At 59.5% G+C, this 12,078-nt stretch carries 16 protein-coding genes; 6 read left to right on the top strand and 10 right to left on the bottom strand.

Annotation, left to right across the window (positions count from 1 at the left end):
* Positions 1–82: 82 nt before the first annotated feature.
* The 3 genes from EJ078_RS10890 to EJ078_RS10880 all read right to left on the bottom strand — a co-directional run bounded on the left by EJ078_RS10890 (position 83) and on the right by EJ078_RS10880 (position 3,224).
* A complete protein-coding gene (locus EJ078_RS10890; protein ID WP_245322486.1) occupies positions 83–865 on the bottom strand; it encodes a heme-binding protein in 783 nt (260 codons plus the stop codon).
* Between the two features lie 463 nt (positions 866–1,328).
* The gene (locus EJ078_RS10885; RefSeq protein WP_095782978.1) at positions 1,329–1,733 is read right to left on the bottom strand and encodes a DUF982 domain-containing protein; all 405 of its coding nucleotides are present in this window, start codon (positions 1,731–1,733) and stop codon (positions 1,329–1,331) included.
* 240 nt (positions 1,734–1,973) lie between these two features.
* The gene (locus tag EJ078_RS10880; protein ID WP_245432959.1) at positions 1,974–3,224 is read right to left on the bottom strand and encodes a phospholipase D-like domain-containing protein; all 1,251 of its coding nucleotides are present in this window, start codon (positions 3,222–3,224) and stop codon (positions 1,974–1,976) included.
* 367 nt (positions 3,225–3,591) lie between these two features.
* On the opposite strand from EJ078_RS10880, the gene EJ078_RS10875 reads away from it, so the two are divergent.
* Both EJ078_RS10875 and EJ078_RS10870 read left to right on the top strand, forming a co-directional pair.
* Positions 3,592–3,942, top strand: a complete 351-nt coding sequence (locus EJ078_RS10875) for a DUF768 domain-containing protein (protein WP_127213780.1) — start codon at positions 3,592–3,594, stop codon at positions 3,940–3,942.
* A complete protein-coding gene (locus EJ078_RS10870; RefSeq protein WP_066993818.1) occupies positions 3,923–4,210 on the top strand; it encodes a hypothetical protein in 288 nt (95 codons plus the stop codon). The genes EJ078_RS10875 and EJ078_RS10870 overlap by 20 nt, the downstream gene beginning before the upstream one ends.
* 28 nt (positions 4,211–4,238) lie before the next feature.
* Here EJ078_RS10870 and xth read toward each other — a convergent pair whose 3' ends face one another.
* Positions 4,239–5,027, bottom strand: coding sequence for an exodeoxyribonuclease III (xth, locus tag EJ078_RS10865; RefSeq protein ID WP_095826011.1), 789 nt, complete (start codon positions 5,025–5,027; stop codon positions 4,239–4,241).
* Positions 5,028–5,085: 58 nt separating this feature from the next.
* Positions 5,086–5,295, bottom strand: a complete 210-nt coding sequence (locus EJ078_RS10860; protein WP_066993812.1) for a hypothetical protein — start codon at positions 5,293–5,295, stop codon at positions 5,086–5,088.
* 153 nt (positions 5,296–5,448) lie between these two features.
* On the opposite strand from EJ078_RS10860, the gene EJ078_RS10855 reads away from it, so the two are divergent.
* Together EJ078_RS10855 and EJ078_RS10850 are read left to right on the top strand one after the other, a co-directional pair.
* Entirely contained in the window at positions 5,449–6,330 is an 882-nt protein-coding gene (locus tag EJ078_RS10855) for a hypothetical protein (protein WP_208721506.1), read from the top strand.
* Between the two features lie 377 nt (positions 6,331–6,707).
* Positions 6,708–6,914: a hypothetical protein gene (locus tag EJ078_RS10850; RefSeq protein WP_066993806.1), complete on the top strand. Its 207-nt coding sequence runs from the start codon at positions 6,708–6,710 to the stop codon at positions 6,912–6,914.
* A 352-nt stretch (positions 6,915–7,266) separates the two neighbouring features.
* On the opposite strand, the gene EJ078_RS10845 is transcribed toward EJ078_RS10850, so the two are convergent.
* Genes EJ078_RS10845 through EJ078_RS10835 form a run of 4 tightly spaced genes read right to left on the bottom strand, consistent with a single transcriptional unit; the run spans position 7,267 to position 10,154 of the window.
* Entirely contained in the window at positions 7,267–8,247 is a 981-nt protein-coding gene (locus EJ078_RS10845) for a hypothetical protein (RefSeq protein WP_208721504.1), read from the bottom strand.
* 28 nt (positions 8,248–8,275) lie between these two features.
* Positions 8,276–9,004, bottom strand: coding sequence for a hypothetical protein (locus tag EJ078_RS30415; RefSeq protein ID WP_245459201.1), 729 nt, complete (start codon positions 9,002–9,004; stop codon positions 8,276–8,278).
* Positions 8,989–9,522 carry an MBL fold metallo-hydrolase gene (locus EJ078_RS30410; protein WP_245459200.1) on the bottom strand — a complete coding sequence of 178 codons (534 nt, stop codon included), beginning with the start codon at positions 9,520–9,522 and terminating at the stop codon, positions 8,989–8,991. Before EJ078_RS30410 ends, EJ078_RS30415 begins: the two co-directional genes overlap by 16 nt.
* A complete protein-coding gene (locus tag EJ078_RS10835; RefSeq protein WP_208721502.1) occupies positions 9,519–10,154 on the bottom strand; it encodes a hypothetical protein in 636 nt (211 codons plus the stop codon). The genes EJ078_RS30410 and EJ078_RS10835 overlap by 4 nt, the downstream gene beginning before the upstream one ends.
* Positions 10,155–10,647: 493 nt before the next feature.
* Here EJ078_RS10835 and EJ078_RS10830 point away from each other — a divergent pair, with 493 nt between their 5' ends.
* Both EJ078_RS10830 and EJ078_RS10825 read left to right on the top strand, forming a co-directional pair.
* Positions 10,648–11,262 carry a hypothetical protein gene (locus tag EJ078_RS10830; RefSeq protein WP_208721495.1) on the top strand — a complete coding sequence of 205 codons (615 nt, stop codon included), beginning with the start codon at positions 10,648–10,650 and terminating at the stop codon, positions 11,260–11,262.
* 70 nt (positions 11,263–11,332) lie between these two features.
* Positions 11,333–11,698 (top strand): DUF3768 domain-containing protein, encoded by a 366-nt coding sequence (locus tag EJ078_RS10825; protein ID WP_208721493.1) that lies wholly within the window; start codon positions 11,333–11,335, stop codon positions 11,696–11,698.
* A gap of 44 nt (positions 11,699–11,742) precedes the next feature.
* Here EJ078_RS10825 and EJ078_RS10820 read toward each other — a convergent pair whose 3' ends face one another.
* The gene (locus tag EJ078_RS10820; protein WP_208721642.1) at positions 11,743–12,009 is read right to left on the bottom strand and encodes a helix-turn-helix transcriptional regulator; all 267 of its coding nucleotides are present in this window, start codon (positions 12,007–12,009) and stop codon (positions 11,743–11,745) included.
* Between the last annotated feature and the right edge of the window lie 69 nt (positions 12,010–12,078).

Raw genomic sequence — 12,078 nt, 5'->3', positions numbered from 1 at the left:
AATCCCGCATATTGCCGCGCAGCCCGGGTGAGGCGAGCGCGTCCGGACTGCGCACACCTCGCCGTCAGCTGTCGCGCTGCCTTCATTTCGGGACCGAGCCTCCGACGCTGGCGCCCAGTTCGGCGGCTATGTCGGCCTCGCGCCCGGCGCAAAGCGGATGACCCCAGCCGGATGCGCTTTTGCCGCCTGGGTCGAGGTCGTAGATGATGGCGTCCTTGCGGTTGGGATTGACGCCTGCCGGAACCTTGTCGAGGCCGAGCGCTGCGCGGACGCGCCAGGCGACGTTGTGGTCGGCGCAGGAGGAATCGCCGCTGACCCCGAGGCCGCCGACGATCGCCTTGCCGTCGTACAGGGCCAGGCCTCCGCCGAACACCACCACGCCTCCGATCGGTTTGCCGATCAGCGGGTCATTGGGGCTGCCGAATGTCTTGGCGTCGCCGGCGTAAGCCGCCGCCTGATTGACGGGGTTGGTGGCCTGCAGGCCGAACAGCGGCCCGCCTGGTTGCACCCCGGCATAAAGATTGGCGGTCGACAGGGCCATATTCGCCAGGCTGAGCCCGTTGGCCGTGTTGGCCTTCTCGGCCGCGACCAGCCGGCTGCCGGGCCATTGCGCGTCCACGGTAGGGCCGCTGAAGGCGACGGCGCAGACCGTACCGTCACGGGCAACGATCGCGGCCCATTCATTGCTCTCGAAGCCGCCATTTGCCGGCCCGCCACTCGCCTTGACATTGGCCTTCAAGGCCGACAGCAGTTTGTCGTGATCGGTCGGGCAGGGCGCTTGCGCCCAAGCGGGATTGTGTGGCAGCACCGCGATGGCCAAGAGCAGGAGGCCAAGAGCGGCCGACGGACACTGGCGGAAATGCATGGCGCTTCGGAACACCTTGTTCAACGCGGACAACAAGGGAAAACAGAAATCTGGCGGCAGAAACTCCGGTCTCGCCGTTCTGCAAGCTGATCCTGCTCTTGCTGCGCGAAACCGAACGGACAACGAGCCCCTTTGTTCCTGCTGCCCAGAAAGGGACTGCAAGAATTGCGTGTGGCAGGTGCATCCATATCGAAGTCCGGCCCAACAGCACCAAGGACCTGGCGGTGCCATCACCGCTCCTGGGAGGCGGCCAGCGTTCCTCGATTGCTGCAGCCGTCAACAGCAGGAGGTACGCGGCTGCTTGGTCTTGCGACATGTGCAGTAGAGGAACCAGCTGTGCCGCCCTGCGTTGGACGGGCAATGGAGCAGCTTCGTTCAGATTTCGCGCCGATCGCACAGCCCGGTTACTGGCTGGCCCTGCTGCTTTTGTTGCTTCCCTATGGGGTCGGCGTGTTCTTCCTCATCAGGACGTGCCACTGCCTGTGACTTGATCCGCTGCCTCGGCGGCGTCGAGCTCGAGGCAAGGCGCGCTCGCGCAAATCCCGGTCTGGATCGCCCAGCTGACGAACACTTTCCTGGCCGCGGCGACCGGCCCGCGGCCATCATATGCCGCGCAGCAAGCGTCGCTGGCCAAACCGTGCAGGCGGCACCGCTTCTCGAACGGCCACTCCTCCAGGAATTCGATGGCGTCCATCGCGCAACGGATTTTCCTCACGCCAAATGGCACGTCATCAACAAGGACAGGTTCAGCGAACACATCAGTGCTCATCGCGCCTGGTTCTGCCGCGCCGTGGTCGTGACCATAGTTGTCGCTTTGCCGAGAAATCAAAGCACGCCCAACGGGCTCCCCGAAGACATTTGGGCCCATGACCTTCCTCCGCTTGATGCGCCAATCGCCGGCAGGCCAAACAGATGCTCAGCAAGGTGTTGGGCATGTGCCGGCGGCGCTGAGGTGAAATATTGGAAGCGCGATTTTCGGCGTCAAGAGCCGCCCCGTGGCGGCCGACCCTGGCTCACCTGGGGTGGGTTGGCAACTCCGCCGATCTGGGTGACGGGCGGCCGAAGAGACAAGCAGCGGCTGGTGTTTGCGTTCGGCTCCATGGGCTGACTAGAGCTGCGCGTGGAGCGTGCTGGCCAGCCAATCGGTGAACTTTTCGCGCATGGGACGCGATCTCCATTCGGCAAGGCTGATCTGCCTCGAGCGCTTCAGATCTTCGTTGAACAAGTCGATCTGCGTTCGTGCGAATTCCTTGCCATAGACGTTGAGCGTGGCCTCATCGTTCAAACGCAAAGACCGCTGGTCCAGGTTGGTGGAACCGAAGCTCGCCCAGACGTCGTCCACGATCAGCAGTTTGGGGTGATACATTGTGGGCTGAAACTCGTAGATCCGCACCCCGGCCTCGAGCAATTTGCCCCAGAAATAGCGCGAAGCTTTGCGGACGATCGGAACATCCGTCAGGGAATTGGGAACGATCACATCGACGGCGACGCCTCTTTTTCTGGCGTCCAATATCTGCTGCAGGGCGATGTCGTCCGGGAGGAAATAGGCCATGCCGATGCGCAGGTGGTCTTTGGCCGCGGCTATGGCGGCCAGCATCATCAGCTCCATGTTTTCGGAGCCGTTCGGCTGCGAAGAAAGGATCAGCTGGGCACGGAGCGCACCCGCGGCTTCGGGCGGCAGGTAGAAGTTCTCGCCCTGCAACGTCTCGCCCACTGTTTCCAGCCAGTTCTCGGCGAAGGCCGCCTGGAACCCGGGCACAGCAGGCCCTTCGATCTGGTAGTGCGTGTCGCGCCACTCATTGGGGTTGCGCGCATCTCCCAGCCAGTTGTCCGCGATGCCGACCCCGCCTGTGAAGGCGACCCGCCCGTCCACAATGAGCAGCTTGCGATGCGTCCGGTTGTTGACGCGGTCGAGCGTGTACCAGTGGATCGGCCGATAGCGCTCGAACCGAACGCCAGCACTCGTCATGATTTGGATCAGCTTCTCATCGAAGGGAAGACTGCCAAGCCAATCGACGAGCACGCGCACTTCGACACCCTCTCGGGCTTTCGCAGCCAAAGACGTGGCGAACTCGTAGCCGACCGAGCCCGACCAATAGATGTAGGTTTCCATGTTGATGGTCTTTCGGGCCGAACGGATCGCTTGCAGCATGGCGGGAAAAATCTCGTCGCCGTTGACGAGGGTCTGCACGGCGTTCGCCTCGAACATCTGCCCCTGCGAATAGCTGCTCATGCTCCTTGCGAATTGCGGATCTGCCGCATCGAAACGGTGCGGCACGATGGTGCGGATGACACGGGTCTCGGGGATCAAGTTGATCGCGAGCAGCGTGACCAGACTGGCGACAAGCGCGACGGCCAAATACTTGAGGCTGCTGAGCAGCCTCCGCCGGTTCCGACCAAATCTCACCTTTCACGCGCCCGCTGGAGGCGCCAGGGTGGCCGCCCCATACCAATTCAGACTTTGCCGATCGAAAACGACACACAGTGCTGCGTAGGCCAGCAGCACCTGGAATGCGGCGGGACGGGACGCAAAAGTGCCGATTGAGGTGAGGAAACTCGTTATCGGGTGATTTGCCATGCTCAAGAACTGTTGATCCTGACGCAGGTTCCAGCCTTGAGCCGGGAGTCTGAAGTGCAAGCCTGAAGCTATAACAACTTTCGACCAACGCCTGCATCCTTCGCAGGCAATCGGCGTTGAAGAAGGATCCTAGAGGGCGGGTTTAGACATGGACACGAAGCCAACTGACGCTGACACGGTTTCCGCTCAGGAACCGGATATCATCGTGAACAAGACCGCACATTTCGTCGGGGAATGGATCGACGAGCATAAGGCGGAAGCCGCAGCTGCAATCCCGGCCGAAATCGCCGCCGAGAAGCTCGCCGAACAATGCATCGCCGATGCCGAAAGCCTGGGAATACTGGCTGAGGATATCGGCGACGAAGTCGGCGATCTCAAGCAATACATCGCGGAAACAGTGCTCGGAGACGAAACTTCCAGCAACGGCAAGATTGAGAGCCCGCCCGATCCGCTCCCGGCGGCGCCGAATGGAGAAGCCAATGCCGAAGTTCCGTTTTGAGTTCATCGAAAGTACGGCGCAGCCGGCCATCCAGGTCGACATGGAAAATTTGGATGCCGCCAAGGCCGAGGCGAAACGCGCGGCTAAGGAGGCGATGCTCGATGGGATTGTCGAAGGCGTCGACCCGACATCGTGGGTTACGAGAATCTACGACGAAGCGGGGTATCTGGTCGCCACGATCGGATTCCAGGACCTTGTGGCCGCGCCCCAAGCTGTCGGACAAGCCCACGAACAGACCGATGAGCCCGGCGTGATACGCTCGGGCTGATGCCGCTCCTGGGCAGGCCATCGGAACCTCAGTCGAGCTTTCCAGGCCAGGTCAGCTCGATCCACGCCGGGGCATGATCGCTTGGCCTTTCCAAAGCTCTTACCGCAGCATCGACGCCCGCCCCCCGCAGCCGGTTTGAAAGTGCCGGACTGATCAGGAGATGGTCCATTCGCAGGCCGGAGCTCCGATCATAACCGCCCCGGTAGGAGAAGTTCCAGTAGGTGTAGACCCTCTTCTCGGGATGGATCTGCCGAACCGCATCCGTCCAGCCCATCTTCAGCAAATCGGCGTAAGCGTCACGACTCTGCGGGAAAAACACTGCATCGCCCAACCAGCGCGCCGGCACCACCGCATCAATCAGGGTTGGCACCACGTTGTAATCGCCGCACAGGACCGTTTCCTCTTTAAGCAAGGTCTGGGAATAGCTGATCAAACGCTGGAACCACGCGAGCTTGTAATCGAATTTAGGTCCAGGCGCGGGATTGCCGTTCGGCAGATAGATGCAGCCGATCACCAGCCCATCCACCTCGGCCTCGATGTAGCGGCTGTGCGTATCGTCCGGGTCGCCTGGCAGTCCGCGCCTGCGCTCCTGCGGCTGTTTCCCACGGGCCAGAATCGCTACGCCGTTGTAAGATTTCTGCCCATGCCAGACGGCGCAGTAACCAGCCTGCCGGATCGCCTCGGCAGGGAACTTCTCATCGGATGTCTTGAGCTCCTGCAGGCAGACGATGTCATAGCCGGTTTCGCCAAGCCATTTCAGGAGGACCGGCAATCGCCCATTGACGCCATTTACGTTGAAAGTAGCGATCCTGGTCATCCGGTTATCTTGGCCGATGATCTCTCCGGGCAGTCACCCCGATACTTGGTTTGGAATACTAGCTGTCTTTCTTGTAGGATTTGGCGGCCTCATCGATCTTGCGCCAATCGTTTCCGTGACGCCGCACCAGCTCCCGCGCCTGGGCCGGCGAGATGTTTTGCGTTTCCACGATATGGTTCACTTCCGTTTCTTCGCCTTTCAGCGGGCGCGAACGTGGCCTTCTGGGCCGGCTCGCCGCTGTTTCATCTGCATCACGTCGTCTCGCCATGGGCTGACCTCTCCTGATCCGGATTAACCGTCGAATGCCGGGAAGGTTTCCGCTCGCGGTTCCTCGAGCAGTTCGGCTTGTCTCGGCTGTGTGGCTTGAACCCAAGGAACTTGCGCGGCGTTCCTTGCGAGCAGAGCTAGCAAGCGCAATCCGATGGAAAAATCCGAAGCCCATTTTGAACCGCAGAAGCCTCGTGGTGCCGAAGCGCGCTTCCCGTACGATCGAGCGGCAGTTGAGCGGTTCCAGCTTGCGTTTCCGCGCGCGAGGTGGAGCGACGAGCTCAGGAGCTGGTTCGTGCCCGGAAAAACGGCGGCGCGGCGGATCGAGCGCTGGCTGGCACAGGAGACAGCGGCTCGCGCAGCCCATGACGACAGTAAGGGGCGGGATGCCTTCGCCTTCGATCCACTGTCGAGCCACTATCTGGAAGTCGCGGACGACCTGCGCATTCGCACGCCTTATTCGAAGACCGTGCTGGAGGAACTGCGAGCGGTTCCATGGGCGAGTTGGGACGACGAACTGCGGGTCTGGCGGGTGCCTTTTCGCGCTTATGAGGAGCTGCGGCGCCGTTGGCCAAGCATCGAAAGAGCCGCCCAGCGCGCCGAGCCGGAGGAGAGGAAACGCCGGCGGGAGGCTGGTAAACACTCCCATGAGCACAAGGCCGCCAGGCTGCGCCATGCCGAACGCAGGCGCCGGCGCTATCCGGTTCCAGCCGAAGACCTGCCTCCGCTCGGTCGCGCCGTGGCGACGGTGCAATATGACGTTGTTGTCTTCACCGGGATTTCAGGCGAGCTCGCCGACCCCTCTGAGCTGGCGCCGTTCTACCCACAGTCGATGGAGACCGGCTTCGGCGCCGTTTGGGCGAGGTGGCGGCCGCCGACCTTGGCTGAACTGATCAAGACATGGCCGGCGCGGCGTCCTGCCGGATCAGCGGAACGATCGAGAGGGTGGTGGCGGCCGACGCTTGGCGAACTCAGAATCGCTCGCCGAAAGGTGAAAAGCCTGGAGCGGAGAAAACGTTCGCGAAGTGCCGATTGATATTCTTGGGTCTTTGATGGCTGTCACATGACAAGCGAGACGGGCCGCCGCCAAGGCTCGCGTACCCGACGTTCAGGTGGAATGTCACAGGCCGAAAAGGAATTTCGGGTGCGATTTCAGCCCCGCGGGACCGGCATCCCCGCAGCCAAGCACGCGAGCTCATCGACTTGATCAGCATCGACGCAGCTTCGCTTCTTCGGCAGGCGCGCCTTCTCAAGAAGACGTAACCGCTCAGGCGCGATTTTCATCACGGCCTCATTTGTTAGCGCGCGACTTGCCGGAGAGGCGTATCACCCCTTTGTCGTTCGTACCGAGTAGTGAGGCAAGCGGACGCTTGAAAGCGGTATCGTGCTTTCGCCCCTGGCTAGGAGGCACGCATGTCCCTGCATGGTGTTTTGGATTCCACCCAACTTGAAATCCTCTCAAAAGCTGTCCATCGCTATTGTTCAAGGCATGGACTTGAGAGCGAGGAAGACCGCCAGTTGGTCGCCATGAGGGCCATGAGCCTTTTCGGCCAGGGCACAACTGACCTTGACCGGCTGTCCGCGAGACTGGAAAAGCTCGAAGAACCTGGGCACGGCTAAACCGGCTGGCAAGCGTGCAGCCGTAACAGCTCCAGCGCAGCGCTCCTAATCCCGCCAAATTGCGCCATCGCTAGCAAAAAGATCGCCAACACCAGCTGCTTGCTGCAGCGTAGAAGCTTCGGCGAAAGCGAATGCGGGGAGAAGAGGGTGATGGTGCCCAGAGGCGGAAAAGGCAGAGCGCCGGAAAAACCGAGCAGAATCAATGGCAGGCCAACCCATTTTGGCTGGCCTGTGTAACACCGATGTGGCGCAAAGTCGAATCGATGTCGCGTCGCTCTCAGGTCGCGAGAGGCGTAAGGTAGTTGTACAAACTGAAGCGAACAGACTTAGGGGGGGCCTGATCTCTCCATCGTTAGGAAAACCGCGTTTGGCGCTTGGCCCGTCCGACAGCCTGCACTCGACTAGATCCTAGTCCGTCCGCCGACGTTAGTTTAGCCAGATGGGCCTGCCAACCTCTATCGTCGCGCTGAGCCTTGTCAAATCCGAGGATTAGAAGCCGTGGCTTGCAGTCGATTATTGGGTGCGATGACCCCTCCGCAATGCTTGCAACCAATGGATCGATCTGTCTGGTGGGAGCATCACTGCTCACGCGCTGCCGCATGGCGGACAGTCTTACCAGTGTCCTTGCAACGTTGACGTATCCGGCGGCCAGCGACGCGGAATAGGTAGCTAATGCCTTTTCGTAGGCCGCTATTTGAGAGAGCACAGCAGGCGGAGCGTCGCCTAGCGCCCGCAAGTCTCCATTCGAGAAATCCTTCGCTTCATAAAATGTTACAACTGGACCGTCCGCCGAATTACGGACTACTGCGGCATCCAGCCTATCTTGTCGCCGCTCGGGCGGTGGGGCGAGGATCTTTTCATCATCCTCTTCGCCCGTCTCGGCTTCGGCCGGGCGCACAAGCGCAATTTCAGCATCGATCACTTTCGGATCGTTAACCAGCAAGGGATGCAAGCCAGCTTTCTCTGACACTGATAGTTTTTTCGCGGCTGCAATCATCGAGTCGAGCGTTTTGGGGCCTTCGTACGTCCGCCAGAAAAGTTTGTCAGTAGTAAGCTCGAAGCCTGAGTCAGTGAGCGGGATATAGTTTTGCTCTTGCCTAACTAGGTACTTTGCATGTGTGGATAATGATATTGATCTTCTACTCCAATCGACTTTGAAGATCGAAGCACCGTGATTATAGACATTAATTGAATTGCGTCGTATCGCTATCACAACATCTGGTCGTAGCAATACGTCACGCCACCAATTCCCCGAGGATGAACTCGCCAGCTCGTCAAGCGCCATCAGAAATTCTGGGTCGAGGTATCGAAAGGCTGGTGGAGTGTCAGACATCTTTCACCTGTTGTGGGGACGTAATGTTTCAGATTTCAACCCAATTCCCGTCTGGCGAGAGCTCGACATTGGCGAACAGCTCGGAGAACTGGCTCGGGAAGAATGTATGAATCGGGACTAGCCTAACTGGATTCACAGCAGCCGCGTACTGTTGCAAGGCGTGAATATCAGCGTGACCAGAAGTGTGGATCGTCTCCAGCGGAATATCGAGGGCTTTGCATTTCTCGGTGAAGGCTACTCCCGATTCCGAGGTTAGGTAGCCCTCCCACTGAGACCACACAGCTCGAGCTCCTTCGAGGGCTCCGACCTCTTGCAAATCAGTCAGCATCCAAGGACGGACGATCATTACTGACTTGCTGGCTTGACCAGATAATTTCTCAGGGAAGATTCGCCTCCCCTTATAGCTGTCCACCAAGTGCGCGATGCCGTTCCTCACCAGCAGGCGACGCTGAAATTGTGGAATGTAAACTTTCACGTCATCCCAATCGCCTGAAGGCTTTGGTATCGAGGCTGTGTCGGTCGCCTTCAGGATTTCAGCTCCGTAGGCGTCAACAACCAATTGGCGGCCGGAGCGTTTGGCAGCTCGATAGACGCTAACAACCCGATCAATGTTTTGAACTGAGCAGGCTACAACGAGCATCCCGTCGGTGGCCGACAGCAGCTCGACTAGACGCTGCTCGATATCGGTCTCAGTCTCAAAGCGCCGTTCTCGTGGCAATCGGCCAAGACTCGACCCCTCCATCAACAGCGCGTCCACGGGGCGGGCGCGTCCGCCAAAAACTTCTGAAACAGAGCTGCCTTTCTGCCATGCGAACGGATATCGCCGGAATAAAGGATGGTCTTGCCGCCAGCGCGGATGAGGAGGCTGTACGCGTCGAATCCTGAGTGGTCCGCCAGATAAGGCGTCACTTCGAATGGCCCTACGTTAAAGGGCACCCGGTCCTGATATGTGACGGCGCGTTCCGGTACATATCCACCGGGAACGAAGGGCCGTGCCGCTGTCATCATCGAAAGAGCTTTACGGCCGAGATATACGTCGATTGGCAAAGGCAGCTTGGGTAGCAATCCCCAATGATCGCGGTGGCTATGGCTTAGCAGCACAGCGAGAATTTTCGAATTGGACCTCTCCAACCCTTCGATGGGTGGTAGATCAGCCGTATCGAATTCTTGATCAAGCGGTAGCCCAAGGTCTACCAGAATGCGCTCACCGCCGTGTTCAAGCTCGACGCAGCTTCCACCAATCTGATCGCTACCACGATGTATGCAGAACTTCATGCATCGTAGCCCGGAATGCCAGTCAGCAGCGTGAATTTACCCCATCTGAATGCAGGTTTCGCGTCGGAGCTGGAGAAGCTCAACGCTAAGCTATAGAGCGGGTTGTCTGGGACGGTGAATGAGAACACAGCGCGCTCAGATCTCAGTGAAAAATATTCAGAATATTTCGTGTTGCCCTTGGTTCCCTTCAGTATCTTCATTTCAGACAGGCGGACAGTCGTATTGGGAGCAACTGACATGCACAGTTCCGCAATATAGTGTCCCGCTCGTTCGAACTCGAACTTCAGAACCGATCCATTGTATGTGGGGTTCGCGAAAAGAAGTTGGCCAGAATCAATGCCCCCAAACATTCCCGGCGACAACGAAAAATCGTCGGGATCGTAAATGGACAGTCTCGCATTTCCACTGTCAGGTTTGTTGGCGGAAGCTATAGACGTACGGCCTTCGTCAAGCGGGAATCGGGAGTCAGCGAGCTCTCGTAATTTGTCCAACTCTGAAAAAAAGGATGCCGACAGTGAAGGTAGCTTTGACCTGTCGGGCTCTAGAGCGAGCAACCGCGTCTTCAGCGGATGAATGTTCGCCCGCAAAGTCGCTAAGTAGGAATCGATCTCGCCTGCTGGATCTGAATACATAGGGTTCGCCGGGTCTTGGTGTCGGTGACCGAACCTAAACGGCTTTGTGGATCGCGCAAGACCGCTGCAACTGGATGCTGCCATTTAGCGGATTCCGATGGCGATGATGAAGATGATCTCTAATACATCTTCGGAGGCATGGGCGAGCCTGTGTATATGGGGCATGGCATTTGGCTCACCAGCCGTGGGGGCGCGCACTCCCGGGGGCGGTAGTTGCTAGCTCAACCGGCATTGCTCCCTTAAAGCCAGACGCTCTCAACGGCGCATAAAACTCGCCCACTCTACTCGGCTAGCGACAACCTCCGGTTGACTTAGGCATATATTCCTGATATAATGGTTGTGGCGGGCCGCGTCGGCTGACGCGGCTAGGCCAGCACTTAACAGGAGCAATTACGATGCCTTTCAGAGACCGACCCGACACCTTGTGTCGGCAGCCAGCACAGCACATCGAAGGGGGCCGCAAGGCCCCTTCTTCATTTATGGAGGCAGGCCGATGAATGTCGCCTCCGAAACCACCCCATCATTGATCGTCTTTGGACGCGACGAGACCAGCAAAGCCCATGCCTCGGTCTTCCTGCTGCCCGACGTCGAGGCGGCCGAAGGGGCCGCCAAACTGATGGGGATGTACTCGCATCGCCTTGAGCCCGGCGAGGCCGCGGACATCGCCATGCGGCTCCCTCGCGGCAAGCTCTTCGACAGCGGCAAGGCGTTCGTGCCTTTTTGCAAGAGCGATCTGTATACCCGAATTGCGGCCCTAGCAGGCGTCACTGACGAGCCGTGTCAAGCCTCGACGGGCACCGATGACCCCGAAGCCGCCGAAAACGCTTCAGCGGGCTCGCCTGAGGCCAGAAAAGGCCATGCCGACGACGGGCAAGGGGCCGGTTCAGGCGACAGCGGCTCACCCGATCCGTGGGCCAAGCTGGCAGTCGGCGACTTAGTGCTGGCGTCGGAAGGTCCCGACGAGGGATATTTTGAAGCCCGCATCGTCAAAGCGAAGGCGAAGGGAATCTTTACCCTGAAGTTCCGCGACTACCCGGACGCCCCTCAGATCGATCGCAGCTACTACCAACTCGGCCTGATCCACCCCCGGCAACTGGCGAAGAAATAGCTCGACCAGCGACGGGCTGGGCTCGTTCCGGCCCGTCACCCTTCAAGCAACATCCACAAGGAACCAAAGCATGACCTGCTCAACAGAGCGCGTCGATCCGCCCACCGCGGCCGACAGGAAGACGCGCATTCGAACCCTCAACGATCAACTGCGACAGACCGGCGTCGGCGGTCGCATGGTCATGACCGCCGGTGTCGCCGCTCTCCCCCCGGACGAAATTGCCACCATCCTGCTGGCCATCGCCAACTTCGACGCCTTCGACAAGGACAACGACCCGTGGGGCGAGCACGACTGCGCCCTACTGCACGTCGGCGAGCGCCAGCTGTTCTGGAAAATAGATTGCTATGATCGAAATCTGGCGAACCTATCGCCGGACCCGGCCGACCCTGCCGTCACGATCCGCGTCATGACTGTCATGCTGCCGGAGGAATACTGATGGCATCCAATGCACTGGGCACAGGGGCACAACTGCCCACTCGTCTAATTCGCCTTTGGTTTTCTGCCCGACGACAGCGGGGCAGGATCACGAGCGCCTTTTGGAGGTTCGGTCAAAAGCTCCGCTGCCGAGACGCCAAGCACCTTGGCCAATGCCTCAAGCGTGTCGATGGTCACGTTCTCCGAGCCACGCTCGACCCGCCCCACGTAGGATCGATCGATGTCCGCCGCCAACGCCAGCCGCTCCTGCGACAGACCTTGTGCGACACGCAGCTTGCGGAGGTTCCAACCAATGATCTTGCGGACGTTCATCGCCAGCAAGAAAGCAGTATGAACGGCTTGACAATCGACGGACTGACAGTCCCATATTTAGCGCGAGGG

Origin of the sequence: Mesorhizobium sp. M1A.F.Ca.IN.022.06.1.1 (assembly GCF_003952605.1) — a bacterium.
Lineage (GTDB): Bacteria > Pseudomonadota > Alphaproteobacteria > Rhizobiales > Rhizobiaceae > Mesorhizobium.
The sequence above is the reverse complement of the archived record's forward strand: the minus strand, read 5'-3'. Positions and strand labels throughout refer to the sequence as shown.

Coding starts and splice junctions, on each gene's coding strand:
- EJ078_RS10890 (WP_245322486.1), bottom strand. CDS start 865: ATGCATTTCCGCCAGTGTCCGTCGGCCGCTCTTGGCCTCCTGCTCTTG.
- EJ078_RS10885 (WP_095782978.1), bottom strand. CDS start 1,733: ATGGGCCCAAATGTCTTCGGGGAGCCCGTTGGGCGTGCTTTGATTTCT.
- EJ078_RS10875 (WP_127213780.1), top strand. CDS start 3,592: ATGGACACGAAGCCAACTGACGCTGACACGGTTTCCGCTCAGGAACCG.
- EJ078_RS10870 (WP_066993818.1), top strand. CDS start 3,923: ATGCCGAAGTTCCGTTTTGAGTTCATCGAAAGTACGGCGCAGCCGGCC.
- xth (WP_095826011.1), bottom strand. CDS start 5,027: ATGACCAGGATCGCTACTTTCAACGTAAATGGCGTCAATGGGCGATTG.
- EJ078_RS10860 (WP_066993812.1), bottom strand. CDS start 5,295: ATGGCGAGACGACGTGATGCAGATGAAACAGCGGCGAGCCGGCCCAGA.
- EJ078_RS10855 (WP_208721506.1), top strand. CDS start 5,449: ATGGAAAAATCCGAAGCCCATTTTGAACCGCAGAAGCCTCGTGGTGCC.
- EJ078_RS10850 (WP_066993806.1), top strand. CDS start 6,708: ATGTCCCTGCATGGTGTTTTGGATTCCACCCAACTTGAAATCCTCTCA.
- EJ078_RS10845 (WP_208721504.1), bottom strand. CDS start 8,247: ATGTCTGACACTCCACCAGCCTTTCGATACCTCGACCCAGAATTTCTG.
- EJ078_RS30410 (WP_245459200.1), bottom strand. CDS start 9,522: ATGAAGTTCTGCATACATCGTGGTAGCGATCAGATTGGTGGAAGCTGC.
- EJ078_RS10835 (WP_208721502.1), bottom strand. CDS start 10,154: ATGTATTCAGATCCAGCAGGCGAGATCGATTCCTACTTAGCGACTTTG.
- EJ078_RS10830 (WP_208721495.1), top strand. CDS start 10,648: ATGAATGTCGCCTCCGAAACCACCCCATCATTGATCGTCTTTGGACGC.
- EJ078_RS10825 (WP_208721493.1), top strand. CDS start 11,333: ATGACCTGCTCAACAGAGCGCGTCGATCCGCCCACCGCGGCCGACAGG.
- EJ078_RS10820 (WP_208721642.1), bottom strand. CDS start 12,009: ATGAACGTCCGCAAGATCATTGGTTGGAACCTCCGCAAGCTGCGTGTC.